General features: G+C 71.6%; 19 protein-coding genes and 1 pseudogene. 8 read left to right on the top strand and 12 right to left on the bottom strand.

The genetic code is table 11. From position 1 onward, the window contains the following. From ACFVXG_RS39315 to ACFVXG_RS39305, 3 genes and pseudogenes are all read left to right on the top strand, one after another. Positions 1-1104, top strand: a pseudogene (locus ACFVXG_RS39315) (hypothetical protein); the annotation flags it as partial. 22 nt (positions 1105-1126) lie between these two features. Next, positions 1127-1840, top strand: coding sequence for a creatininase family protein (locus ACFVXG_RS39310; RefSeq protein ID WP_387934911.1), 714 nt, complete (start codon positions 1127-1129; stop codon positions 1838-1840). A gap of 117 nt (positions 1841-1957) precedes the next feature. Beyond that, positions 1958-2377 (top strand): hypothetical protein, encoded by a 420-nt coding sequence (locus ACFVXG_RS39305; RefSeq protein WP_387934909.1) that lies wholly within the window; start codon positions 1958-1960, stop codon positions 2375-2377. Positions 2378-2695: 318 nt separating this feature from the next. On the opposite strand, the gene ACFVXG_RS39300 is transcribed toward ACFVXG_RS39305, so the two are convergent. Next, complete coding sequence (locus ACFVXG_RS39300; RefSeq protein WP_387934907.1) at positions 2696-4633, bottom strand: TIGR03960 family B12-binding radical SAM protein; 1938 nt, start codon at positions 4631-4633, stop codon at positions 2696-2698. Between the two features lie 439 nt (positions 4634-5072). Here ACFVXG_RS39300 and ACFVXG_RS39295 point away from each other — a divergent pair, with 439 nt between their 5' ends. Then, a complete protein-coding gene (locus ACFVXG_RS39295) occupies positions 5073-6386 on the top strand; it encodes a M14 family zinc carboxypeptidase (RefSeq protein WP_387934905.1) in 1314 nt (437 codons plus the stop codon). 77 nt (positions 6387-6463) lie between these two features. Here ACFVXG_RS39295 and rodA read toward each other — a convergent pair whose 3' ends face one another. The 8 genes from rodA to ACFVXG_RS39255 form a co-directional block, all read right to left on the bottom strand. Then, entirely contained in the window at positions 6464-7663 is a 1200-nt protein-coding gene (rodA, locus tag ACFVXG_RS39290; protein ID WP_387934903.1) for a rod shape-determining protein RodA, read from the bottom strand. Continuing rightward, entirely contained in the window at positions 7660-9981 is a 2322-nt protein-coding gene (gene mrdA / locus ACFVXG_RS39285; protein ID WP_387934901.1) for a penicillin-binding protein 2, read from the bottom strand. The genes rodA and mrdA overlap by 4 nt, the downstream gene beginning before the upstream one ends. 111 nt (positions 9982-10092) lie before the next feature. Next, complete coding sequence (gene mreD, locus ACFVXG_RS39280) at positions 10093-10734, bottom strand: rod shape-determining protein MreD (RefSeq protein ID WP_350505445.1); 642 nt, start codon at positions 10732-10734, stop codon at positions 10093-10095. Positions 10735-10737: 3 nt separating this feature from the next. Then, positions 10738-11691, bottom strand: coding sequence for a rod shape-determining protein MreC (mreC, locus tag ACFVXG_RS39275; protein WP_387934898.1), 954 nt, complete (start codon positions 11689-11691; stop codon positions 10738-10740). A gap of 96 nt (positions 11692-11787) precedes the next feature. Further along, on the bottom strand, positions 11788-12813 hold the full coding sequence (locus tag ACFVXG_RS39270) for a rod shape-determining protein (protein WP_317621116.1): 1026 nt from the start codon (positions 12811-12813) through the stop codon (positions 11788-11790). Between the two features lie 328 nt (positions 12814-13141). Then, the gene (ndk, locus tag ACFVXG_RS39265; RefSeq protein ID WP_350505447.1) at positions 13142-13555 is read right to left on the bottom strand and encodes a nucleoside-diphosphate kinase; all 414 of its coding nucleotides are present in this window, start codon (positions 13553-13555) and stop codon (positions 13142-13144) included. Between the two features lie 130 nt (positions 13556-13685). Further along, on the bottom strand, positions 13686-14030 hold the full coding sequence (locus ACFVXG_RS39260) for a DUF4233 domain-containing protein (protein ID WP_387934896.1): 345 nt from the start codon (positions 14028-14030) through the stop codon (positions 13686-13688). Between the two features lies 1 nt (position 14031). Beyond that, entirely contained in the window at positions 14032-15432 is a 1401-nt protein-coding gene (locus tag ACFVXG_RS39255) for a bifunctional folylpolyglutamate synthase/dihydrofolate synthase (protein WP_387934894.1), read from the bottom strand. Positions 15433-15664: 232 nt separating this feature from the next. On the opposite strand from ACFVXG_RS39255, the gene ACFVXG_RS39250 reads away from it, so the two are divergent. Together ACFVXG_RS39250 and wecB are read left to right on the top strand one after the other, a co-directional pair. Further along, on the top strand, positions 15665-17098 hold the full coding sequence (locus ACFVXG_RS39250; protein ID WP_387934892.1) for a glycosyltransferase: 1434 nt from the start codon (positions 15665-15667) through the stop codon (positions 17096-17098). Positions 17099-17148: 50 nt separating this feature from the next. Continuing rightward, on the top strand, positions 17149-18288 hold the full coding sequence (gene wecB / locus ACFVXG_RS39245; protein WP_387934917.1) for a non-hydrolyzing UDP-N-acetylglucosamine 2-epimerase: 1140 nt from the start codon (positions 17149-17151) through the stop codon (positions 18286-18288). A 54-nt stretch (positions 18289-18342) separates the two neighbouring features. On the opposite strand, the gene ACFVXG_RS39240 is transcribed toward wecB, so the two are convergent. Further along, on the bottom strand, positions 18343-18867 hold the full coding sequence (locus ACFVXG_RS39240) for a hypothetical protein (RefSeq protein ID WP_387934890.1): 525 nt from the start codon (positions 18865-18867) through the stop codon (positions 18343-18345). A 319-nt stretch (positions 18868-19186) separates the two neighbouring features. Further along, complete coding sequence (locus ACFVXG_RS39235) at positions 19187-21823, bottom strand: valine--tRNA ligase (protein ID WP_387934888.1); 2637 nt, start codon at positions 21821-21823, stop codon at positions 19187-19189. A 190-nt stretch (positions 21824-22013) separates the two neighbouring features. Here ACFVXG_RS39235 and ACFVXG_RS39230 point away from each other — a divergent pair, with 190 nt between their 5' ends. Both ACFVXG_RS39230 and ACFVXG_RS39225 read left to right on the top strand, forming a co-directional pair. After that, positions 22014-22841 carry a hypothetical protein gene (locus ACFVXG_RS39230; protein ID WP_387934886.1) on the top strand — a complete coding sequence of 276 codons (828 nt, stop codon included), beginning with the start codon at positions 22014-22016 and terminating at the stop codon, positions 22839-22841. 84 nt (positions 22842-22925) lie between these two features. Next, entirely contained in the window at positions 22926-23696 is a 771-nt protein-coding gene (locus ACFVXG_RS39225) for a hypothetical protein (protein WP_387934884.1), read from the top strand. 84 nt (positions 23697-23780) lie between these two features. Here ACFVXG_RS39225 and clpX read toward each other — a convergent pair whose 3' ends face one another. Continuing rightward, complete coding sequence (clpX, locus tag ACFVXG_RS39220; RefSeq protein ID WP_030283761.1) at positions 23781-25070, bottom strand: ATP-dependent Clp protease ATP-binding subunit ClpX; 1290 nt, start codon at positions 25068-25070, stop codon at positions 23781-23783. Positions 25071-25380 lie beyond the last annotated feature (310 nt).

The following is a 25380-nucleotide window of genomic DNA, read 5'->3' as shown; positions in this document are numbered from 1 at the left end:
GGCGAGATCGCCTCCGGGAAGCGCAAGATCGAGAAGATCGACCTCATCGAACGGATCGCGGACGGCCTCCACATCCCCGGACGCATGCTCGGGCTGGCCGCCAGGGAGTGGGAACAGGAGACGCCCCTCCCCTCGCCCAGGCGCCGCGTGCCGGAGCCGTCCGCTACCGGGCAGGGCCTCAACTCACCGATCGACCCCGAGTTCTTCGTCAGCCACCTGCGCGGCCTGATGCCCGGCCACTACCGGGCCGCGAACCTGCTCGGCTCCCGCCACGCGCTCGACGCGGTGACCCGACACGTCCGGTTGCTCGACCGCATTCAGCAAAACGCCGCCGGGCGTGCCCGGGACGATCTCCTCATCATCGGCGCCCGCACCGCGGAGTTCCTGGGCTGGCTCAACCAGGATCTCGGCGACTTCGACCAGGCCCTCTACTGGTCGGACCGCGCCATGGAATGGGCGCAGGAAGCGGGCGATGACGTCATGGCCGCCTACGTGCTCTTCCGGAAGAGCAACCAGGCCACCGCCCGGCGCGATGCCCAGAAGGCCATCAGCCTCGCTCGCGCCGCACAACGAGCTGCCGGTGCCACCCTCCGCATCCGCGCGCTTGCCGCTCAGCAGGAGGCACAGGGCCACACCCTCACTGGCAACCAGCGCTTCGCCCAGGCCAAGTTCGACGAGGCCCACGAACTCGCCGCCGAGCCGGACGACTCCCACGCGGACGACGCGCTTGATCTTGCGTACTGCACCCCGACCTACATCGAGATGCAGCGCGCGAACTGCCTGCTCGAACTCGGCGACCCACGAACGGCCGTGGACATGTTCGAAGCCGAGCTCCAGATCCTGCCGTCGATCTACCGCAACGACCAGGGCGTGTACCTCTCCAGGTTGGCGCGCGCCTACGCGGTGTCCGGCGAACCCGAGCAGGCCGCCGCAGCGGCAGACCGGGCACTGTCGATCGCCATCGACACCGAGTCCGCCCGGGCCATGTCCGAACTGTCCGCAGCAGGCAAGGCACTCCAGCAGTGGAGAGCCGTACCCGAAGTAGCCACGTTCACCGGTCGCTTGACCCTGATGAGCGGCGGATCCCCTCTCGACCGCCGTTGACCTCATGAGAGAGGCTGGGCCCATGGACGCACTGATCACGGCCGCCACCTCCGCAGACGAACGCCGGCGCGGCGCCAAGATCGCCGTGCTGCCGGTCGGCAGCTTCGAGCAGCACGGCGACCACCTGCCCCTGACCACCGACACCGTCGTAGCCAGCCTGATCGCCCAGCGGATCGCCGCCGACTACGACCTGTTCCTCCTGCCGCCCATCACGCTGTCCTGCTCCCACGAGCACGCCCACATGTCGGGCACCGTCAGCATCAGCGCCGCCACGCTCTACGCCGTGATCAACGACACGTGGAAGTCCCTCCGGGCGTCCGGCGTCCCAGGCCTGCTGATCGTGAACGGGCATGGCGGGAACTACGTGCTCTCCAACGTGGTCCAGGAGGCCAACACCGAGGGCCCACGCGTCGCCCTCTTCCCGGTCCGCGAGGACTGGCACCAGGCCCGCGAAGCCGCCGCCCTGGAGAGCAGCGGCGCCGAGGACATGCACGGCGGCGAGCTGGAGGTGTCGCTCCTCCTCCACGGCGCGCCCCACCTCGTCCGCGCAGGAATCGAGCAGGACGACCACGACGCCCCGGAGCGCCCCCACCTCCTCACCGTGGGCATGGCCGGCTACACCCAGAACGGGATCATCGGCCGCCCGTCCCTCGGCACGGCCGAGAAGGGCAAGGCCATGCTGGAGAGCCTGTCCAAGTCGGCCGCCGCCCACCTGTCACTCATAGGAGGTAGCTGACAGCTGCCGGTCGCCACTCGAAGGTGGGCGATCCCGCCAAGGCACTGGATGGTCCTGTCAGCGGTAACCGTTAGCGTGCGGCGCAGCCGAAGGACAGTGATCAAGGAAAGGTGTTGCGTGGGCGGCAATGAATGGGCAGCGACCGGGCCCTACCAGCAGGATCTTGAAGCGGCCTTTCGTCAGGCGCAGGCTCAGGAGTTGGCGGCGGACGATCACGGCTTCCCGGGGCAGAGCATCACGGAGCTGTGGAGGGACGAAGCCTGGCAGGAGTACATCCTGACCGGAGGAACCTGCACGGTGCTCGACTTCTACGCACTGATCGACGCCGAAGCCGACGACGACATCGCCGTGATGCGGCCGTTGACCGAGAACGAGATCCGCAGCTGGGCTCCCGATGGCCGACCCACACACGAGCGATGGGAGGCCTCGATGCGCCAGTTGCTGGACCCGGTTGGCCGCGGAGTCGGCCGGTGCACAGTGCTGTACCGACACGACGAGCCGGTAGAGATCGCGTACTGGGGCTGTTCCGCGGACTAACCCTTTCGGCGCCGCCCACCGCCGTGGCGGGGCAACCGCACACACAGAAGCCCTCCCCGGAAGATCCAGGGAGGGCTCTACGCGTGGCTCCAGAGCCTCAGACCCACTCGATCGAGGACTCGATGCCCGGGGCACTCCGGGCGGCGGGCAGAGGGGTCCTCCGGCCGCCTTGCCGGGTCTCCCCGGAGGGGGCGGAAGACTCGCCCGGGGCGGAGCTCATACCGAGTGCGCCCAGGACGAGCCCCCGCTCACCCTCCGAGAGGCTGTGAAGTAGGTCACACAGCTCGCTCGCCGTGTCACCCACGCCACCATGCATTCCTACTGGCCAGGGCTGTTCACGACCGTCAGCGGAAGCATCTTCTTGCCCGTCGGGCCGATTTGTATGGCCGTGTCCATCTGGGGGCACACGCCGCAGTCGAAGCACGGCGTCCAGCGGCAGTCGTCGACCTCGACCTCCTCCAGGGCGTCCTGCCAGTCCTCCCACAGCCAGTCCTTGTCGAGGCCGCTGTCCAGGTGGTCCCAGGGCAGCACCTCCTCGTAGGAGCGCTCGCGGGTGGTGTACCAGTCGACGTCGACGCCGGTGCCGGCCAGGCCCTTCTCGGCGGAGGCCATCCAGCGGTCGTACGAGAAGTACTCGCGCCAGCCGTCGAAGCGGCCGCCGTCCTCGTAGACCGCGCGGATGATCGCGCCGACCCGGCGGTCGCCGCGGGAGAGCAGGCCCTCGACGATGCCGGGCTTGCCGTCGTGGTAGCGGTAGCCGATGTTCTTGCCGTACTTGCGGTCGCCGCGGATCGAGTCGCGCAGCTTGGCCAGGCGGGCGTCGGTGGCCTCGGCGGACAGCTGCGGGGCCCACTGGAACGGGGTGTGCGGCTTGGGCACGAACCCGCCGATGGAGACGGTGCAGCGGATGTCGTTCTGGCCGGTGACCTCGCGGCCCTTCTGGATGACGTTCTTCGCCATCTCGCCGATCTGGAGCACGTCCTCGTCGGTCTCGGTGGGCAGGCCGCACATGAAGTACAGCTTCACCTGGCGCCAGCCGTTGCCGTAGGCGGTGGCGACGGTGCGGATCAGGTCCTCCTCCGACACCATCTTGTTGATCACCTTGCGCATGCGCTCGCTGCCGCCCTCGGGGGCGAAGGTGAGGCCCGAGCGGCGCCCGTTGCGGGACAGCTCGTTGGCGAGGTCGATGTTGAAGGCGTCGACGCGGGTGGACGGCAGCGACAGGCCGATCTTGTCCTCGGTGTAGCGGTCGGCCAGGCCCTTGGCGATGTCGCCGATCTCGGTGTGGTCGGCGCTGGACAGCGACAGCAGGCCGACCTCCTCGAAGCCGGTCGCCTTGAGCCCGCGGTCGACCATCTCGCCGATGCCGGTGATGCTTCGCTCCCGCACGGGGCGCGTGATCATGCCGGCCTGGCAGAAGCGGCAGCCGCGGGTGCAGCCGCGGAAGATCTCCACGGACATCCGCTCGTGCACCGTCTCCGCGAGCGGGACCAGCGGCTGCTTGGGGTACGGCCACTCGTCGAGGTCCATCACGGTGTGCTTGGACACCCGCCACGGCACGCCCGGGGCGTTCGGCACGACGCGGCCGATCCGGCCGTCGGCCAGGTACTCCACGTCGTAGAACTTCGGCACGTACACGCCGCCGGTGCGCGCCAGGCGCAGCAGCAGCTCGTCGCGCCCGCCCGGACGGCCCTCGGCCTTCCAGGCGCGGATGATCTCCGTGATGTCGAGGACGGCCTGCTCGCCGTCGCCGATCACCGCGCAGTCCAGGAAGTCCGCGATCGGCTCGGGGTTGAACGCCGCGTGGCCGCCGGCCAGGACGATCGGGTCCTCGTCGGTGCGGTCCTTGGCCTCCAGCGGGATGCCGGCCAGGTCGAGCGCGGTCAGCATGTTGGTGTAGCCGAGCTCGGTGGAGAACGACAGCCCGAACACGTCGAAGGCCTTGACCGGGCGGTGGGCGTCCACCGTGAACTGCGGGACGCGGTGCTCGCGCATCAGCGCCTCGAGGTCCGGCCAGACGCTGTAAGTGCGCTCGGCCAGCACGCCCTCACGCTCGTTGAGCACCTCGTAGAGGATCATGACGCCCTGGTTGGGCAGCCCGACCTCGTAGGCGTCGGGGTACATCAGCGCCCAGCGGACGTCGCAGGCGTCCCAGTCCTTGACGGTCGAGTTGAGCTCGCCGCCGACGTACTGGATCGGCTTCTGGACGTGCGGGAGGAGGGCCTCCAGGCGTGGGAAGACCGATTCGACAGTCATGTACTAGGAACCCTTACGACGTGATTCGGTGCCGCGAGTCGGCACGGGAGGGGTGACCCTCAAGGGTAGCCCAATCCGGGGAACGGCCGGTCGCCCGCCCGCGCGCTCCGGTGCGTTCCGCGCCCACCGGTGACCGCCCCGGCACGCGCGGTGCGCGCGGGCGGGCCGGCGCCGTCCGCCGTTGACACGCCCGGAGGGCCCGTGCGGTACTGACAGGGCCCTGCCCGAGGCCTTGCGCCCCTTCCGGAGACGGGAGTTGGGTCGTACGCTCGGCCAACGCCGATTCCCCGGCGGCCCGCTCGCCCCAGCACGCCCTCCCCCGTCCCCGCGCGGCCCCCTCCCCCGGCCCCGCAGAGCCCGTCCCGGCCCGCAGGCCGCGTCCGGCGGCGCGGCACCCCCGCGCGCCCCGGCGACCGTGCGACCGGTCGCAAGGAGAACCATGACCGACACCGGTCGGCGGGTCCGGCCCCTGACCCTGCGGACCCCCGACGCCCGGCCCACCCGCTACCCCACGCCCGCCCAGGCCGAGTGCGCGGCCCGCCGCCTCGCCCTGCGCCACCCCGACCGCTGCCGACTGCGCGAGGTGGGCCGCTCCCGGGCCGGGCGCCCGCTGCTGCTGCTCTCGGTGGACCGCGGGCCGCGCGCCGCCCTGGTGGTCGGCGGCCCGCACCCGAACGAGCCGATCGGCACCGCCGCCGCCGTCCGGCTGGCCGAGGTGCTGCTGGAGCGCCCCGCCCGGCCCGGCCTGTCCTGGCACCTGCTGCTGTGCCTGGACCCGGACGGCGCCGCCCTCAACGCCGGCTGGCTGGACGGCCCGCTCACCATGCGCCGCCACTACGAGCACTTCTTCCGCCCCGCCTTCGAGGAGCAGCCCGAACTGCTGCCCGCCCCCGGCTCCGGCCGCCCGCCGATGCCGGAGAGCCTGGCGCTGACCGGACTGATCGACGAGCTGCGCCCCTTCCTGCAGTGCTCGCTGCACGGGGTGGACTTCGGCGGCGCCTTCGTCCAGCTGACCGGCCCGGTGCACGGCCTGGCCGAGCGCTTCGCCCGCTCCGCCGACCGGGCCGGCATCCCGCTCGACGTGGACTCCTACGACGCCGTCGGCTGGTCCAGCCCCGCCCCCGGCACCTATCTGATGCCGGCGCCCGGCAGCACCGGCACGCCCCGGGCCCTGCCGGACGAGCCCGAGCTGTCCACCTGGTCCTACGCGGCCCGGTACGGCGCGGTGACCGCCGTCCTGGAGGTCCCGATGTGGGCCGTGGACGCGGTCGGCGACGCCCGCGTCCACCCGGCCGGGCCGCGGGCCGTCGGCGAGGCCGCCCGCGAGCTCACCGTCCGCACCGAGCAGCTCTCCGCGCTGCTCGCCCGCGTCCCGGCGCAGGCCCGGGAGGAGTACGGCCCGCTGCTGCGCACCGCCGAGTTCAACCTGGCGGTGGCCCCGCGGGTCGCCGCCGAGTGGCTGGAGCTGTGGTGCACCGGGCCGCTGAGCGCCGCCCGGGCGACCACGGCCGGGCTGGTCGCCGCCCGGCTGCCGCTGCGGGTGGCCTCGGTCCTGCTGCGGCTGCTCGCCGACGTCCGCGGCCCGGCCGCCGAGGACACCCGGGAGCGCGCCCGCGCCGTGGTCGCGGACAGCCTGGACCGGCTGCGCCACCGCTTCGGCGCCCGCTGGGTGCCGGTCCAGGAGCAGCTGGCCCACCAGACCCGGGCGGTGCTGACCGCCGCGGACTGCCTGCTGCACAGCCAACCCGCCTGACGGTCCGTCAACTCCCTTCCAGGGTAAGGAGAAGGGCCGGTCCGGAGGAATCCGGACCGGCCCTGGGAGCCGAATTCTCAGGCCGCTATCGGCCGTTGGCTGCGCACCGCCTGGAGCAGCCCGATGCCGATCCAGACCGCGAACATCGAGGAGCCGCCGTAGGAGACGAAGGGCAGCGGGATGCCCGCGACCGGCATGATGCCCAGGCACATCCCGATGTTCTCGAAGGCCTGGAAGGAGAACCAGGCGATCACCCCGGCCGCCACGATCGTCCCGTACAGGTCGGTCGCCTGGCGGGCGATCCGGCAGGCCCGCCAGAGGATCACGCCGACCAGCGAGATGATCGCCAGCGCCCCGACGAAGCCCAGCTCCTCACCGGCGACGGTGAACACGAAGTCGGTCTGCTGCTCCGGCACGAACTGCCCGATGGTCTGCGTCCCGTGGAACAGCCCCTTGCCGGTCAGCCCGCCCGAGCCGATCGCGATCCGGGCCTGGGCGGTGTTGTAGCCGACGCCGTTGGGGTCGAGCTGCGGGTTGGCGAAGGCGGCGAAGCGGTCGATCTGGTACTGGCTGAGCAGCCCGAGCTTCCAGATCGCGATGCTGCCGCCGACGCCGAGCGCGAGGATGCCGAGCACCCAGCGGTTGGCGGCGCCGGAGCCGAGCAGGATGCCGAGCACGATCGCGGACATCACCATGACCGACCCGGCGTCCGGCATCAGCAGGACCAGGCCCATCGGCAGGCAGGCCCAGATCAGGCCCCGGAACACCGCCCGGTGCGAGGGGAACTCCCGCTCGCCCGCGTCCACCTGGTCCGACAGCACGACGGCCATCGCCAGCATGATGGCGATCTTCGCGAACTCGGCCGGCTGGACGGAGAAGCCGCCGCCGAGCTGGATCCACGAGTGGGCGCCGTTGACGGTCGAGCCGATCGGACTGAGCGTCGCCAGCAGCAGCAGGATCACGCCGACGTAGACGAAGGGCACCAGGGTGCGGACCCGCCGGGCTCCTATCGCTATCACCACGGCGCACAGCACCAGGCCGATCACGAAGTTCGTCAGGTGCCGGTAGAGGAAGTACTGCGGGTCCCCGTGGGTGAGGTTGTCGCGCCCGCGGGTGGCCGACCAGACCAGCAGCGAGCCGACGAGCGAGAGGGCCAGGCCGGCCAGCAGCAGTATCCAGTCCAGCCGCCAGAGCGGGGAGTCCTTGGCCAGGGCCTTGGAGACCCCGCTGCGCTGGGGGCTCAGCCGCAGCTGCCGGTACGAGCCGTAGGAGGTCATGCCCGTCCCCTTCCCGGGCGGTTCGGTTCGAGCGCGGCGTCGACCGCGGTGTACGACGCCGGGCTGCCGGCCGGTGGTGTCGGGTCGAGGAAGGCCACCGCGGGGTCGTAGTCCACCTGCGCGGCCGCGACCGCGCCGGCCTGCGCCGGAGCGAGCGGGGCGAGCTGGACGGCCTGGGCGGCCTGGGCGGGCGGCACCGCACCGGCGTCGTAGGAGGCCGGCTTGATGATCGCGGTGCCGTCCGGGTTGAACTTCGGCAGCTGGCTCTGCGGCGCGGGCAGCAGCGCCTTGCTGTTGTCGATGTTGCCCTTGTCGTCCACGCCGTACAGCGCCTGGTAGATCCGGCGCACGGCGTCGCCGGAGCCGCCGGAGCCGGTGCCACCCTGGCTTATCGTCATGACGACCGCGTAGTCCTTGCTGTACGTGGTCAGCCAGGAGGTGGTCTGCTTGCCCTCGACCTCGGCGGTGCCGGTCTTGGCGTGCAGCTCGATCTTGTTCTGCGGCCAGCCGGCCCCGGCGAACTTCCAGGCGGCGGTGCCGCTGGTGATGACGCCCGCGGTGGCCTGGTCGATGTAGCTGAGCAGCTTCTGGTCGCCGGGGAACTTGGCGTCCTCGTGCGGGGCGATCTCGCGGACGAGGTCCCCGCTCGGGCTTATCACCGCCTTGGCGATGGTCGGCCGGTAGAAGGTGCCGCCGTTGGCCAGCGCCGAGTAGATCCGGGCCATCTGGACCGGGGTGACGAGGGTGTCGCCCTGGCCGATCGCGAAGTTGACGGCGTCACCGGCGCGCATCTGGTAGCCGTCGACGCAGTTCTCCCGGGCGATCTGGTCCGAGAAGCTGTTGCCGCCCTTCTGCGCCTGCGCGCACCAGGCGTCCTTGTTGTTGTCGTAGAAGGACTGCTTCCACTGCCGGTCCGGCACCCGGCCGGGGACCTCGGCCGGCAGGTCGATGCCGGTCTTGGCGCCGAGGCCGAACTCGTGGGCGGTCTTGAAGAACCAGTCGCCCGGGTTCTTCGGCTTGATGCCGCCGTCCTTCATCCACTGGTCGTACGCCAGGCCGTAGAAGACGGTGTCGCAGGAGACCTCCAGCGCCTTCTCCAGGGAGATGGAGCCGAAGTTCTCGCTCTCGAAGTTCTTGAACTCGCGGCCGCCGATGGTGAGGCTCTTGGGGCAGGCGTAGGTGCCGTCCAGCGAGTAGCCGGCCTGCACGGCGGCGGTGGTGGAGACGACCTTGAAGGTCGAGCCGGGGGCGGACTGACCCTGTATGGCCCGGTTCAGCAGCGGGAAGTTGGAGTCCTTGCTGGTCAGCGACTGGTAGTCCTTGCCGCTGATGCCGCCCACCCACAGGTTGGGGTCGTAGGTCGGGGCGCTGGCCATCGCGACGATCCGTCCGGTGTGCACGTCCATCACGACGGCGGCGCCGGAGTCGGCCTCGTAGTTGCGGTTGGTGACCTTGTCGAAGGTGTTCCGGGCGTCGGTCATGGCCTGCGCCAGGTTGTCCTCGACGACCTTCTGCACCCGGGCGTCGATGCTGGTGACCAGGTTGTCGCCGGTCTGCGGGGCGACGCTGCCGGCGGTGCCGATCACCCGGCCGAGGTTGTCGACCGCCAGCTTGGTGATGCCCGCGGTGCCGCGCAGGTCGCGGTCGTACACCGACTCCAGGCCGGCCCGGCCGATCTGGTCGGCCGGCAGGTAGCGGTCCAGGCCGCTCTTGGAGGCGGTCTTGCTGACCTCCTCGTCGGTGACCGGCGAGAGGTAGCCGAGCACCTGGGCCATGTTGGCGCCCTCGGCGCCGGTGTAGCGGCGCACGGCGGTGGGCTGCGCGGTGACCCCGGGGAAGTCCTCGCGGCGCTCCATTATCTGCATCGCCTGCTGGGTGGTCGCCTCCTTGGTGACCGGGATCGGCTGGTACGGGGAGCCGTTCCAGCAGGGCTGCTGGGTCTTGGCGTCGCAGAGCCGGACCTTCTCCTGGACGTCCTTGGCGGGCATCCCGAGCACCTCGGCGAGCCGGCCGAGCACCCCCTTGCCGCCGTCCTTCTGCTGGAGCAGCGAGGTGCGGCTGACGGACACCACCAGCCGGGTCTCGTTGCCGGCCAGGATCCGCCCGGAGGCGTCCAGGATCTCGCCGCGGACGGCCGGTTCGACCACCTCGCGGATGTGGTTGCCGGTCGCCTTGGCGGTGTACTCCTTGGCGTTGCGGATCTGCAGGTACCAGAGCCGTCCGCCCAGGGTGGCGAGCAGCGACAGCACCAGGATCTGCAGCACCACCAGACGGATCGTCACCCGCCGGGTACGGCCGGTCTCGGGGATGTTGCTCACGTCTCGTGCGCTCCAGGGGTGCGGGAGGGTCAAGAGGTCTGGGGCCGAAACGGCCAGAGGGGCCCGAGGGGCCCGAGGGGCCCGAGGGCTCGGAGGCCCGGGCCGGCCGGGTTACGGGCGCCGGGCGAAGCCGGGCACGCGCCGCTTCTTGTACGACGGTCCGCTGGAGACGTCGCGCGTGGTGCGGTAGCGGGCCAGCGAGCCCAGCCCGGGGCCGCCCTCGTCGTCGTCGCTGGCGGCGGTCACCGGGTCGCGCCCGAAGCGGCGGCCGAGCAGCATCACCAGCGGCACCACGAACGGGGCCAGCAGCAGGTCGTACAGCAGGGCGCTGATCACCAGGCCGCCGAGGCCGACGTGCCGGGCCGCGGTGTCGCCGACCAGGGCGCCGACCATCGCGTACAGCAGGGTGGAGGCGATCGCCGCGGCGCCGACCACCAGCAGCGCGCTGGAGACGGAGCGCTGGCGGCCGTGCTCGGGGCGCAGCAGCCCGGCGGCGTAGCCCATCAGGCAGAGCACCAGCGCGTAGCGGCCGATCGCGTGGTCGGAGGGCGGCGCGAGGTCGGCGAGCAGGCCGGCCGAGAAGCCGACCAGGCAGCCGCCGGTCGGCCCGTAGACCATGGCCAGGCCGACCACGACGAGCAGCAGTATGTCCGGGGTGGCCCCCGGGAGCTGGAGCCGGCCGAACACGCTGACCTGGAGGATCAGGCCGAGCAGGATCAGGACGGCGGAGACGGGGATGCGGGCGAGGCGCATGGCTCAGTTCCCCCCAGTGGGCTTGGCGGGCGGCGCGGCGGGCGCGGAGGTCTGCGGCTGGGCGGGCGCGGCCGGGGCCTGGCTCTGCCCCGGGGTGGGGGCGGGCGGCAGCACGGCGTCGCGCGGGTCGGTGCGCGGCGGCACGACCACCACGCCGACCAGGTCCAGCCGGGTGAACTGGACGAAGGGCTCGACCAGGACGGTCTTGGTCAGCTGGCCCGCGTTGGCCTGGACCTCGGTGACCTTGCCGACCGGCACGCCGGGCACGAAGGGGCGGCCGCTCTGCGAGCCGAAGGTGACCAGCCGGTCGCCGGCCTTGACCTGGGCCTTGCCGTTGAGCAGGGAGACCTTCATCGGGCTGTCGCCGCCGCCGGAGGCGAAGCCGATCTCGCCGCTGCCCTCCAGCCGGGTGCCGGCCGTGAAGCCGGGGTCGGAGGCGAGCAGCACGGTGGCGGTGGTCGGGCCGACCGTGGTGATCCGGCCGACCAGGCCCTGGCCGTTGATGACGGTCATGTCGCGGGTGAGGCCGTCGTCGCTGCCGGCGTCGACGGTGATGGTCCAGGAGAAGCCCTGGGCCGGGCCGATCGCGATGACCTGGGCGGCCTTGACGGTGTAGCCGCCGGCGCCGGCGGTGCGCAGCAGGTCGTCCAGCTGTTTGGTGCGCCCGGCGGCCATGTCGGAGGAGGCGAGCTTCTGCCGCAGTTCGGTGTTCTCGCGGGCGAGCTGGTCGGTGCGGCCGCTGTCGGTGGCGGCGTCGCGGAAGGCGCGGACGGTGTTCGCGACCGGGTCCACGACGTCGGCGGCGCCGCGCTCGACCGGGCCGAGGACTCTGGCGGCGGCGTGTCGGGCCGGGCCGAGCGGGGAGTCCTCACCGCCCTTGATGTCCACGGTGATGAGCGCGAAGGCGACGGCCACCAGCAGGATGAGCAGCAGCCGGCTCTCTCGTGTGTCCCTCACGGTGCTGGTACTGCCCCTTCGTACCTGGCGGCCGCCCGGGGCTGTGGGGCCCGGGCGGCAGCCCGTTCAGTTGAGTGTCGGTTTGTCGTCGTGGTGCTAACGGCGCGGCGAGGCGTCCAGTACCTGCTGGAGCGCCTCGAACTCCTCGACGCACTTGCCGGAGCCGAGCGCGACGGAGTCGAGCGGGTTCTCGGCGATGTGGATCGGCATGCCGGTCTCGCGGCGCAGCCGCTCGTCCAGGCCGCGCAGCAGGGCGCCGCCGCCGGTGAGCACGATGCCGCGGTCCATGACGTCGCCGGCCAGCTCGGGCGGGCACTGGTCGAGGGTGGTCTTGACCGCGTCGATGATCGAGTTGACCGGCTCGTCGATGGCGGCGCGGACCTCGGCGGCGGAGATGACCACGGTCTTGGGCAGGCCGCTGACCAGGTCGCGGCCGCGGATCTCGGCGTGCTCGTCCTTCTCGCCCTCCATGCCGAAGGCGCTGCCGATGCTCATCTTGATCTGCTCGGCGCTGCGCTCGCCGAGGAGGAGCGAGTACTCCTTCTTGATGTGCTGGACGATCGCGTTGTCCAGCTCGTCGCCGGCGACCCGGATGGACTGGGCGGTGACGATGCCGCCGAGGGAGATGACGGCGACCTCGGTGGTGCCGCCGCCGATGTCGACGACCATGTTGCCGGTGGCCTCGTGGACGGGCAGGCCGGCGCCGATGGCGGCGGCCATCGGCTCCTCGATGATGTGCACCTGGCGCGCGCCGGCCTGCGAGGAGGCCTCGATGACGGCGCGGCGCTCGACGCCGGTGATGCCGGAGGGCACGCAGACCACGACGCGCGGGCGGGCGAGGTAGCGGCGGCGGTGGATCTTGAGGATGAAGTAGCGCAGCATCCGCTCGGTGATCTCGAAGTCGGCGATCACGCCGTCCTTGAGCGGGCGGATGGCGACGATGTTGCCGGGCGTGCGGCCGATCATCTTCTTGGCCTCGGCGCCGACCGCCAGGATGCCGCCGGTGTTGGTGTTGACCGCGACGACGGACGGCTCGTTGAGGACGATCCCCTTGCCCCTGACGTACACCAGCGTGTTGGCTGTTCCGAGGTCGATCGCCAAGTCGCGGCCGATGAACGACAGGTTGCTCGCCATGGGGTGTGGGTGCCTTCCCGGGCTCGGAGTTCTTGGGGGGTGGACGGATGCACGCCCTCGCTTGGGCGGAGTCGGCTGAGCTGCCTTACCGGGCCCTTGAGTCGCGTCCATCGTAGTCACGCCGCACGGCACGGACATCGACGCGGGGCATACCGTCCATTGTCCGGAGCGTGATCGCTTCTCCGAGCATTGGGACGCCGTGTCGGCGTTCCCAGTTCCCTATTTCACGATAAGAATGCCCCGGCCGGGCCAATGGTCCCGACCGGGGCAGTACCAAGGTCCTGCCGGGGCGTGGCGCCCGGGAACGGACCCGGCGTCAGGCGTTCGCAGGGAAGAAGATCTTGATCTCGCGCTCGGCGGACTCCGGGGAGTCGGAGGCGTGGATCAGGTTCTCGCGGGTGATGGTCGCGTAGTCGCCGCGGATGGTGCCGGAGCCGGCCTCCAGCGGGTTGGTGGCGCCGGCCAGCATCCGGATGCCCTTCACGACCTCCTCGCCCTCGACGATCATCGCGATCGACGGGCCGGAGGTCATGAACTCCAGCAGCGGCTCGTAGAACGGGCGGCCGACGTGCTCGGCGTAGTGCGTCTCCAGGGTCTCCCGGTCGAAGGTGCGCAGCTCGACGGCGGTCAGCTGCCAGCCGGCCTTGCGCTCGATGCGGCTGATGATCTCGCCCGCCAGGCCGCGGCGGACGGCGTCGGGCTTGAGCAGGACGAGAGTGCGCTGGGACACGGTGCGTCTCCTGGGGATTTGGTACGGCATGCGGTATGGGGCAGAGGTTACCTTGCGTGAACGACCGGTCGGCAGCGAGCTGGTGAAGGCCGCCCCCGTCCGACCGGCGTCACGCGGCCTGGGCCTCGACTCAGGCGGCCTGGGCCTCGGCGGCGGCGCGGGCGGCCTTGAACGCGTCGACCTTGCGGCCGTAGTGCACCGAGCACCACCACAGGCCGGCGAAGACCACGCCGAGGCCGAACATGGTCGGCAGGACGAAGCCGCTGGCGATGAGGCCGATCTGCAGCGCCCAGCCGATCTGCACCGCGCCGGGGCGGTTGATCATGCCGCAGAGCGCAATGCAGAGCGCCATCGCGATGCCGCTGACGATCCACACGGTGGCCGTCGAGACGCTGGAGAGCTGCATCGCGACCAGCGCCGCGAAGAGCACCAGCAACGCCTCGCCGATCAGCGTCGAGGAGCAGAGCGTCCTCATGTCACTTCCTCCCGAGCAGCAGGCGGGCCTCGCCCACCGTGATGACCGAACCGGTGACCAGCACCCCGGCACCGCCGAGGTCGCCCTCCTCCTCGGCCAGGGTGACGGCCGCGGTGATGGCGTCGTCGAGGCGGGGCTCGACCTGGACCCGGTCGTCGCCGAAGATCTCGACGGCCAGGGCCGCGAGGGCGTCCACGTCCATCGCGCGGTGGGTGGAGTTCTGGGTGATGACGACCTCGGCCAGGATCGGCTCGAAGGCCTCCAGCACACCGGCCACGTCCTTGTCCCCCGAGGTCCCGATCACACCGACCAGGCGGGTGAAGCCGAAGGACTCGTTGATCGCGGAGACGGTGGCCCGGGCGCCGTGCGGGTTGTGCGCGGCGTCCAGGATGATCGTGGGGCTGCGGCGGACGATCTCCAGGCGGCCCGGCGAGGAGACGCCGGAGAAGCCCTGGCGGACCTTGTCGACGTCCAGCTGCCCGCCGCGGGCGCCGCCGACGCCGAAGAAGGCCTCGACCGCGGCCAGCGCCAGCGCGGCGTTGTGCGCCTGGTACTCGCCGTGCAGCGGGATGAAGACGTCCTCGTACTCCTCGCCGCCGAGCCCGCGCAGCGTCACCAGCTGGCCGCCGACGGCGAGCTCACGGCGGATCACGCCGAACTCCATGCCCTCGCGGGCGACGGTGGCGTCCACCTCGACGGCCCGGCGCAGGATGACCTGGGCGGCGTCCAGCTGCTGCTGGGCGACCACGGCGACGGCGCCGGACTTGATGATCCCGGACTTCTCGACCGCGATCTCGCCGGTGGTGTTGCCGAGCTTGTCGGTGTGGTCCAGGCCGATCGGGGTGATCACGGCCACCGCGGAGTCGATGACGTTGGTGGCGTCCCAGGAGCCGCCCATGCCGACCTCGACCACCCCGACGTCCACCGGGGCGTCGGCGAAGGCGGCGTAGGCCATCGCGGTGAGCACCTCGAAGAAGGACATCGGGACGGGCTGCGCGGCGTCGACCATCTGCACGTAGGGCTCGATGTCGCGGTAGACCTCGACGAAGCGCTCCGGGCTGATCGGGAGGCCGTCCAGGCTGATCCGCTCGGTGACGCTCTCCACGTGCGGGCTGGTGTAGCGCCCGGTGCGCAGCTCGAAGGTGTTGAGCAGCTGCTCGATCATCCGGGCGGTGGAGGTCTTGCCGTTGGTGCCGGTGATGTGGATGGAGGGGAAGGACCGCTGGGGCTGGCCCAGGATGTCCATCAGCGCCTCGATCCGGTCGAGCGAGGGCTCCAGCTTGTTCTCCGGCCAGCGCTTGGAGAGCTCCAGCTCGACGTCGCGCAGGGCGTCGCCGGTGCTGCCGGTGTCGCCGTCGGCGGGGCGGAGGGTGTACGGATTCGGGTCGGCCTTGTCGCTCACGACCACAGTCTACGGAGCGGTGGCGGCCCGTCCTCACAGGGCGAGGGCGACGGCGCGCGCTGGGAGCGCGGCACGGCGGGTGGCGGGGTGAGAACGGCCACTTTGCCCCGGCTTTGCCCTGCTTCTTGAGTTTGCTCCCTTTACTATCGATTTGGCGAGTTTTGACGGCAATGAAGCATCGATTCGCAACCCACAGGAGCTGACAGCCTTTGATCACGAGGAGCACTGCGCCATGCCCGACGCCCTGCACGACTGGATCGTGCTCCGCCAGGACGCCGTCGTCTGGTTCGCCGGACTGATCTCCCTGGCCCTCGTCGCATACATGGCCTTCGTCTTCGGACGCTTCCTCGTCTACTGGGCCGGCTCCCGCCACGCCTTCAAGCACAGCCGCCCGGCCCCACCCGGCGACCCCGCCGCCTTCCAGTGGCACCTCGTCATCCCCTGCCGCGACGAGGAGGCCGTGGTCACCCAGACCCTGGACGGCCTGCGGGCCGTCGCGCCCGAGGCCCACCTGTGGGTGATCGACGACGACAGCGAGGACGCCACCCGCGACCTCGTGCTCGCCGCCGCGGCCCGCGACCAGCGGATCCACCTCGTCCAGCGCCGCCGCCCGCACGCCCGGATCGGCAAGGGCGCCGCGCTCAACGCCGCCTACCGCGAGATCTCCGCCTGGCTCCCTCCGTCCACCGACCGCTCCCGGGTGGTCGTCGGCGTGGTCGACGCCGACGGGCAGCTCGACCCCGGCACCCTCGGCCAGGTCAGCAACCCCAAGGCCCTCGGCCGCCCCGACACCGGCGCCGTCCAGATCGGCGTGCGGATGCGCAACGCCGACGACGAACGCCCGCTGCCCAGCCGCGGCCGCACCGCCAACGCCCTCGCCCGCGCCCTGGTCCGGATGCAGGACGTCGAGTTCCAGGCCAACAACGCCGGCATGCAGCTGCTGCGCCGCCGCACCGGCAGCGTCGGCCTCGGCGGCAACGGCCAGTTCGTGCGGCTCACCGCCCTCGACTCGCTCACCGCCGAGGAGGGCCGGGCCGGCCGCCCCTGGCCCGAGCGCGCCCTGCTGGAGGACTACGAGTCCGGCCTCGACCTGCGGCTGGCCGGCTGGCGGCTCACCCACGTCACCGAGGCCCAGGTCTCCCAGGAGGGCCTGATCTCGCTGCGCCGCTTCCTCACCCAGCGCACCCGCTGGGCCCAGGGCAACATGCAGTGCCTGCGCTACACCGGCCGGGTGCTGCGCTCCCCGCACTACACCGCCTCCGGCAAGGCCGAGGTGCTCTACACCTTCCTGCAGCCGGTGGTCTGCGTGCTGCTGGTGCTGCTGTTCCCGCTCTCGCTCGCCATCACCACCGCCGGACTGGTGCTCTTCCCCGCCGAGACCGCCGCGTTCCAGCTCCGCTTCGGCCCGTGGATGCTGCTCGCCTTCGCGCTCGCCGCGCTGCCGATGGTGTTCTGGGGCCTCGCCTACCGCAGGGTCGCCCACCCGGACCGCGGCCGGCTCACCGGACTGCTCTGGGGCGTCCTGGTCTGGCTCTACGCCTACCACCTCTTCGTGGTCGCCACCCGGGCCGCCGTCCGACTGCTGCTCGGCCGCAACGGCTGGGCCAAGACCCGGCGCAACGCCGAGAAGGTCGCCGTCGGCGCCCCCACCGCGCTCGAATCCTGAGCCCCCACTCCCCCACCCGCGCGTCGTCCCACCGGAGCCCCCGCATGAGCATGTGCCTGCCCCCGAACAGCGTCGCCGTCGTCCTCGGCACCCGCCCCGAGCTGGTCAAGCTCGCCCCGCTGATCCACGAGCTCGGCGACGCCACCCGGCTGGTGCACACCGGCCAGCACTGGGACGAGGCGATGTCCGGCCGCTTCCTGCGCGACCTCGACCTGCCGGAGCCCGAGCTGCTCACCGGCGTCGGCGGCCGCCCCCGGGCCGGCCAGATCGCCCAGTCCCTCGGCCAGCTGGACGCCGCTTTCGCCGAGGACCGCCCGGCCGCCGTCGTCGTCCAGGGCGACACCAACGCCACCCTCGCCGGAGCGCTGGCCGCCAACGCCCGGGAGATCCCGCTGGTGCACGTCGAGGCCGGGCTGCGCAGCTTCGACCGGGCGATGCCCGAGGAGCACAACCGGGTGATGGTCGACCACGTCTCCGACCTGCTCTGCGCCGCCACCGAGGACAACGTCGCCAACCTGCGCGCCGAGTCCCTCGACCGGGGGCGGATCGAGCTCACCGGCAACACCGTCGTCGAGGTGGTCCGCCGTCAGCTGCCGGACGCAGCCGCCCGGGCCGCGCTGCTCGCCGCGCACGGGCTGCGCCCGGACGGGTACGTGCTCGCGACCGTGCACCGCCCGGAGAACACCGACACCGCCGAGGCGCTCGGCGCCGTGCTGGCCGAGCTGGACCGGATCGCCCGGGCCGGCACCCCGGTGCTGTTCCCGATGCACCCGCGCACCCGGGCCGCCGTCGAACGCTTCGGGCTGGACGCCCTGCTGGAGCGCCTGGCCGTCACCGAGCCGGTCGGCTACGGCGACTTCCTGGGCCTGGCGAGCCATGCCGCGCTGCTGGTCTCCGACTCCGGCGGCGTGCAGGAGGAGTGCACCGTGCTCGGCCGTCCGCTGCTGGTGGTGCGCCGCTCCACCGAGCGCCCGGAGGCCGTCGACGCCGGCTTCGCCGCGCTGGTGCGGCCCGGCGAGGAGCTGGGCGGTCTGGCCCGCGCCTGGCTGTCCGACACCCCAGAGCGGCTGGCCCGGCTCGCCGCCACCCCGAGCCCGTACGGCGACGGCCTCGCCTCGGCCCGGATCGCCGCACTGACCGCCGCACTGGCCGAGCGCGACGCCGCGGCGGCGGCCCCGCTGGCCGCGTAGGGCCCGCCCATCCCGTCTGGCGAGTCAAGTCCCCTTTCCTGAAGGGGACTTGGGTCAGACCCCGGCCCGGGCCTCCGGGACGTGCGCGGCGCCGCCGTGCCGGCGGCGCAACTCGGCGGTGATCTCGGCCAGTTCGCCCTCGGGCAGCAGCGGCAGCATCATCGCGACGCCCTGCAGCAGGCCGCCGAGCAGGTAGGTGGTGTCCGCCGTCGCCGCGACCAGGCCGCGGACCTCGGCCACCCGGCCGTCCGCCACCGCCTCGATCAACTGGGCGGCGTTCGCGGTCTCCTCGTCCACCTGGACCGCGGCGCTGTCCTCCGGGGCCCGCCGGGCCATCGCCCGCAGCACCCGGTCGCCGACCTCGGGGGCGTAGGCCTTGCGGACCGCCTCGGCGGCGATCCAGGTGAGCAGGGCGGTCACCTCCCGCTCGGCGTTCTCCGCCAGCAGGAGGTCCAGCTCGTGGTCGAACGCGAGCTGGTTGCCGTGCCGGAAGGCGAGCAGCAGGGTCGCCGCCCTGGCCTTGGCCTCCTCGACCGCCTCGGCAGGCAGTTCCTCGGCCAACTCCTGGGTCACCACCACGCCATGCCCTCCCGTCCGTCGCTCAGCAGGAACGCTCAGCCGAAACACCTTCGGAAACTCCGAGCACACCGTACACATCCGACCTGGAAACTTCCGCGAACGCGCGCGGGCAAGACCGGAATCAATTCGCTCGGAATAGGACCTCACCCGGTCCAGGATGAATATTCGCCGGAAGGGAGCAATGTTGCTGCTCTATTAGGCGTAGTGGCCGTCCTTTCGGACGCGACGAAAACGGCGCGCGGGAAACGGGCGCGCCGGGAAAACGCCGAGGGGCCGCACCCCGCGACGCGCGGGGTGCGGCCCCTCCGGGGGCAGTGCGTCAGCCCTGCGGCAGCGCCGCGAGCTGGGCGGTGATCCGGGCGATGTCGGCCTCGGCGGCCTCCTGGCGGCCCCGGATCTTGGCGACCACGTCGTCCGGCGCCTTGGCCAGGAAGGCCTCGTTGCCGAGCTTGGCGGTGGTCTGGGTCTTCTCCTTCTCGGCGGCCGCGAGGTCCTTGGCGAGGCGCTTGCGCTCCGCCGCGACGTCGATCGTGCCGGAGAGGTCCAGCGCGACGGTGGCACCGGCCACCGGCAGCGAGGCGCTGGCCGCGAAGCCCTCCGCCGGGGCGGTCAGCCACAGCAGCGAGCGGATCGCGTCCTCGTGGTCGACCAGCGCGGTGCCGGCCAGCTCCAGCACGGCCGGGACGCGCTGGCGGTCCTGCAGGCCCTGGTCGATGCGGAACCGGCGGACCTCGGTGACCACCTGCTGCACCAGGGCGACCTCGGCCTCGGCCGCCGCGTCGCGGAAGCCGCTGTCCTTCGGCCACTCGGCGACGACCAGCGACTCGGCGCCGGTGAGCCGGGTCCACAGCGTCTCGGTGACGAACGGCACCACCGGGTGCAGCAGCCGCAGCGTGACGTCCAGCACCTCGCCCAGCACCCGGCGGGAGGCGTCGGCCTGCGGGCCGCCCTTGGCCAGGGTGGTCTTGGAGAGCTCGACGTACCAGTCGAAGACCTCGTCCCAGGCGAAGTGGAACAGCGCGTCCGAGACCTTGGCGAACTCGTAGTCGTCGTACAGCGCGTCCGCCTCGGCGACGGTGGCGTTCAGCCGCGACAGGATCCAGCGGTCGGCCGCGGTCAGCTCCTCCGGCGCGGGCAGCGGGCCCTCGACGGTGGCGCCGTTCATCAGCGCGAAGCGGGTCGCGTTCCAGATCTTGTTGCAGAAGTTGCGCGAGCCCTTGACCCAGTCCTCGCCGATCGGCACGTCGGCGCCCGGGTTGGCGCCGCGGGCCAGGGTGAAGCGGACGGCGTCGGCGCCGTAGGCGTCCATCCAGTCCAGCGGGTCCACGGCGGTGCCGGAGGACTTCGACATCTTCTTGCCGAACTCGTCGCGCACCAGGCCGGTCAGGGCGACGGTCTTGAACGGCGCCTCGCCGTCCATCGCGTACAGGCCGAACATCATCATCCGGGCGACCCAGAAGAAGATGATGTCGTGGCCTGTCAGCAGGACGTCGGTCGGGTAGAACTTCTCCAGGTCGGCGGTCTTCTCCGGCCAGCCGAGCGTGGAGAACGGCCACAGGCCGGAGGAGAACCAGGTGTCCAGGACGTCCGGGTCCTGCACCCAGCCCTCGCCGGTCGGCGGCTGCTCGTCCGGTCCGACGCAGACGACCTCGCCGTCCGGGCCGTACCAGACCGGGATCCGGTGGCCCCACCAGAGCTGGCGCGAGATGCACCAGTCGTACATGTTGTCGACCCAGTCGAAGTAGCGGCGCTCCAGCTCCTTCGGGTGGATCTCCACCTTGCCGTCGCGGACGGCGTCACCGGCGGCCTTGGCCAGCGGCTCGACCTTGACCCACCACTGCAGCGACAGCCGCGGCTCGACCACCGTGTGGCAGCGCGAGCAGTGGCCGACGGCGTGCATGTACGGGCGCTTCTCGGCGACGATCCGGCCCTGCTCGCGCAGCGCGCCGACGACGGCCGAGCGGGCCTCCATCCGGTCCAGGCCGAGGAAGGGGCCGTGCACGGTGATCGCACCGCGCTCGTCCATCACCGTCAGGTTCGGCAGGTTGTGGCGCTGGCCGATGGCGAAGTCGTTCGGGTCGTGCGCGGGCGTCACCTTGACGGCGCCGGTGCCGAACTCCGGGTCGACGTGCTCGTCGGCGACGACCGGGATCTCCCGGTCGGTCAGCGGCAGCTTGATGGTCCGGCCGATCAGGTGCCGGTACCGCTCGTCGTCCGGGTGGACGGCCACGGCGGTGTCGCCCAGCATCGTCTCGGCCCGGGTGGTGGCGACGATGATCGAGTCGTCGCCGTCGCCGTAGCGGATCGAGACCAGCTCGCCGGGGACCTCCTCGTGCTCCACCTCGATGTCGGACAGCGCGGTGAGGCAGCGCGGGCACCAGTTGATGATGCGCTCGGCGCGGTAGATCAGGCCGTCGTCGAAGAGCTTCTTGAAGATGGTCTGGACGGCCTGGGAGAGGCCCTCGTCCATGGTGAAGCGCTCGCGCGACCAGTCCACGCCGTCGCCGAGGCGGCGCATCTGGCCGAGGATGCGGCCGCCGTAGTTCTGCTTCCACTCCCAGACCTTCTCGACGAAGGCCTCGCGGCCCAGGTCGTGCCGGGACAGGCCCGACTCGGCGAGCTGCTGCTCGACCTTGTTCTGGGTGGCGATGCCGGCGTGGTCCATGCCGGGCAGCCAGAGCGTCTCGAAGCCCTGCATGCGCTTGCGGCGGGTCAGCGCGTCCATCAGCGTGTGCTGGAAGGCGTGGCCCAGGTGCAGGGCGCCGGTGACGTTCGGCGGGGGGATGACGATCGTGTACGCGGGCTTGTCGCTCTTGGCGTCCGCGGTGAAGTAGCCACGGTCTACCCAGCGCTCGTACAGCTCGCCCTCTACGTCCGCGGGGGTGTAGGTCGTCGGGAGGGTTGCCGCATCGTCCCCGGTGGTGCTCACGGGGCGCTGGTTCGTCGTGTCGGTCACGACGCACAGTTTACGTAACCGGGGGCGCTGGTTACGAACCGCTTTCGGTCCGCGGGCTCGGCCCGACCGGGCGCTCCCGCCGCGCGCGCCGTGCGGTACCGTGCCCGGGCACTGGTCCGGGTGACCGGACGCACACGGACCTACCCATACGAAGATCGGCCGCAGGTGCGGCGGGGGAGCACGAGGACACATGTACGGCCAGGGACAGGGACAGCAGTATCCGCAGCCTCAGGGCCAGCCCTACGGCGGCCAGCCCTACGGCGCGCCGCCACCGCAGCAGCCGTACGGCGCCCCGCAGCCCCAGTACGGGTACCCGCCCCAGCAGCAGCCCTACGGCGCCCCGCAGCCGCAGTACGGCATGCCGCCGCAGGCCCCGTACGGCCAGCCGGGCTACCCGGCGCCGCCGCAGAAGGGCAAGGGCGGCCTGGTGATCGGCCTGGTCATCGGCGCGCTGGTGCTCGGCGGCGGCGGCTTCGCCGCCTGGAAGTTCCTCGGCGGCAGCGACTCGGGCGGCCAGTACAAGCTCGCCGCCCCGCAGACGCTGCTGGACGGCTACGTCCAGAAGTCGGCGACCGAGAAGGCCGCCGACATGAGCAATCCCGAGGTCGCGAAGGTCGGCACGGACCTGCACGGCGTGGTGGCCAGCTACAGCAAGGGCAGCGACGTCAAGAACATGGACTCGCTGTCGGTCATCGGCATCTACGGGAGCATCAACGACCCGAGCCAGATCATCGCCGACTCCAAGAAGGACAGCGGCGGCCTGACCTGGACCACCCCGATGGCCGACTTCCCCGCCAAGGACAGCCACGCCTCCGACGGCAAGCTCAGCTGCGGCGTCACCAGCATGATCGGCAAGCCCGGCCCGACGGTCTGCGTGTGGGCGGACAAGTCCACCTACGGCCGGGTCACCTTCAGCCACTTCAGCCTGAGCAGCGACGGCACCAGCCCGGGCATCACCCCGGACCAGGCCGCGGAGAAGGCCCGCACCGTCCGTGACGCCATGAAGGTCGCCAAGTAGTCCTGGCACACCCGGACCGGCTCCGGCCCCGCCGGGGCCACCGGCGACCATCCCCACGCCCGCCGTCCCGGAAAGGGGCCCCGCATGTCCGATCAGAACCCGTTCGGCCCGCCGCGGGAGGGGTTCCCGGCACCACCACCGGCGGCCGACCACGGCTACGGCGTCCCGCCGCAGGCCCCGCCGCCCGGCTACCCGGGCGCGCCGGGCGCGGCCGGTGCCTACCCGCCCTACTACGGCGGATACGCACCGGTCCCGCCGCCGCGCCGGTCCCACCGGACCCTGTGGATCGTGCTCGGCACCATCGGCGCCGTCGTGCTGCTGGGCGGCGGCGCGCTGGGGTACGTCGTCTGGGACGCGGCCAACAGCGCGGGCACCCAGAAGGTCGTCCTGCCCGAGACCTTCCAGGACCTCACCCGCGACAACGACAGCGCCGTCACCGCCGAGATGGAACGGAGCATGGCCAAGAGCTTCGGCCAGGGCGACGGCGGCTGGAACCCCATCGGCGTGGCCGGGGTGTACCAGGACGGGCAGTCGAGGCAGCAGCTCATCGTGGCCGGCGGCTACGGCAAGGTCCTGATGCCGAAGCAGGAGCTCGACCAGGCCTTCGCCGGGGCCGGCGGCGGCAAGGCCGACGCGATCAGCCAGCGGCGCACGGTGGACGCCGGGCCCAAGGGCGGCACCATGGAGTGCGCCGTGATGACCAGGTCCAACCACCAGTCGGGCCTGTGCGTCTGGGCGGACAGCAGCAGCGTGATCCTGGTGGGCCGGGTGCCGCTCCCCGGCACCCGGCCCGACCTGGACAAGCTCGCCGCCGACACCCGCGAGCTGCGCGCGGTCGCCGAGGTGCCCAAGTAGGCCCGCCCGCACGGCAGTAGCGAACCGAAGGGGCCCCGCACCGGATTCCGGTGCGGGGCCCCTTCAGGGCTGTGAGCCGACGGCTCAGGCGCTCTTGTCGCGGCGCTCGCGCTTGATCATGTCGCGCGGGACGAGGGTGGGGATGGCGTGCTTGGAGACGACGTCCCCGGTGACCACCACGCGGGCGACGTCCTGGCGCGAGGGGACCTCGTACATCACGGACATCAGCACCTCCTCCATGATGGCCCGCAGACCGCGCGCGCCGGTGCCGCGCAGGATCGCCTGGTCGGCGATCGCCTCCAGCGCGTCCCGGGAGAACTCCAGCTCCACGCCGTCCAGTTCGAAGAGCTTGCGGTACTGCTTGACCAGCGCGTTCTTCGGCTCGGTGAGGATCTGCAGCAGCGCCTCGCGGTCGAGGTTGTGCACGCTGGTGATCACCGGCAGACGGCCGATGAACTCGGGGATCATGCCGAACTTCACCAGGTCCTCGGGCATCACCTGGCGGAAGTGGTCGCTGGCGTCCGACTCGCGCTTGGAACGGATGTTGGCGCCGAAGCCGATGCCCTTGGCACCCGCGCGGCCCTCGATGATCCGCTCCAGGCCGGCGAACGCGCCGCCGACGATGAACAGCACGTTGGTGGTGTCGATCTGGATGAACTCCTGGTGCGGGTGCTTGCGCCCGCCCTGCGGCGGCACCGAGGCGGTGGTGCCCTCCAGGATCTTCAGCAGCGCCTGCTGCACGCCCTCGCCGGAGACGTCGCGGGTGATCGACGGGTTCTCGCTCTTGCGCGCGACCTTGTCGATCTCGTCGATGTAGATGATCCCGGTCTCGGCCTTCTTGACGTCGTAGTCGGCCGCCTGGATCAGCTTGAGCAGGATGTTCTCGACGTCCTCGCCGACGTACCCGGCCTCGGTCAGCGCGGTGGCGTCCGCGATCGCGAAGGGGACGTTCAGCATCCGGGCCAGGGTCTGCGCCAGCAGGGTCTTGCCGGAGCCGGTGGGGCCCAGCAGCAGGATGTTCGACTTGGCCAGCTCGATCGCGTCCTCGCGGCCGTTGCCGCCGCTACGGCCGGCCTCGCCCGCCTGGACCCGCTTGTAGTGGTTGTAGACCGCGACCGACAGCGCCTTCTTGGCGAGGTCCTGGCCGACCACGTACTGGTCCAGGAACTCGTAGATCTCGCGCGGCTTCGGGAGCTCCTCGAAACGGACCTCGGAGGTCTCGGCGAGTTCCTCCTCGATGATCTCGTTGCACAGGTCGATGCACTCGTCGCAGATGTACACGCCTGGGCCGGCGATCAGCTTCTTCACCTGCTTCTGCGACTTGCCGCAGAACGAGCACTTGAGCAGGTCGCCACCGTCTCCGATGCGTGCCACGAGGTGCTTCCCCTTCGCCAGGGGCCCCGCAGGGGTTCCGGGGCCTGGTGCTGTGGACCGTCCGCGCCGACGGCGCTCGGTCTCGCTATCCGACGGTACTCTGCCGGGCCCGTGATTCCGTCCTCTTCGCCGGGTCTGCCCTACGCCCTGGGCGAATTGATACCGAACAGATGCCGTGGCAGCGCCCGCCGACGAGCCGGGGCGGGGGGGGGGCCCCGGGGGGCCCCCCCCCCCCCCCCCGGGGGGATAAAAAAAAAAAAAACCCCCCCCCCCGGGTGTGAGAAGGGGATTGCGGGAGGGGGGTGTAAAA

This window comes from Kitasatospora sp. NPDC058162, from assembly GCF_042884005.1.
Lineage (GTDB): Bacteria > Actinomycetota > Actinomycetes > Streptomycetales > Streptomycetaceae > Kitasatospora.
The sequence above is the reverse complement of the archived record's forward strand: the minus strand, read 5'-3'. Positions and strand labels throughout refer to the sequence as shown.

Bases quoted from the DNA above. Each gene is read 5' to 3' on its own strand.
- ACFVXG_RS39310 (WP_387934911.1), top strand. From the start codon at position 1,127: ATGGACGCACTGATCACGGCCGCCACCTCCGCAGACGAACGCCGGCGC.
- ACFVXG_RS39300 (WP_387934907.1), bottom strand. From the start codon at position 4,633: ATGACTGTCGAATCGGTCTTCCCACGCCTGGAGGCCCTCCTCCCGCAC.
- ACFVXG_RS39295 (WP_387934905.1), top strand. From the start codon at position 5,073: ATGACCGACACCGGTCGGCGGGTCCGGCCCCTGACCCTGCGGACCCCC.
- rodA (WP_387934903.1), bottom strand. From the start codon at position 7,663: ATGACCTCCTACGGCTCGTACCGGCAGCTGCGGCTGAGCCCCCAGCGC.
- mreD (WP_350505445.1), bottom strand. From the start codon at position 10,734: ATGCGCCTCGCCCGCATCCCCGTCTCCGCCGTCCTGATCCTGCTCGGC.
- ACFVXG_RS39260 (WP_387934896.1), bottom strand. From the start codon at position 14,030: ATGAGGACGCTCTGCTCCTCGACGCTGATCGGCGAGGCGTTGCTGGTG.
- ACFVXG_RS39250 (WP_387934892.1), top strand. From the start codon at position 15,665: ATGCCCGACGCCCTGCACGACTGGATCGTGCTCCGCCAGGACGCCGTC.
- wecB (WP_387934917.1), top strand. From the start codon at position 17,149: ATGTGCCTGCCCCCGAACAGCGTCGCCGTCGTCCTCGGCACCCGCCCC.
- ACFVXG_RS39230 (WP_387934886.1), top strand. From the start codon at position 22,014: ATGTACGGCCAGGGACAGGGACAGCAGTATCCGCAGCCTCAGGGCCAG.
- ACFVXG_RS39225 (WP_387934884.1), top strand. From the start codon at position 22,926: ATGTCCGATCAGAACCCGTTCGGCCCGCCGCGGGAGGGGTTCCCGGCA.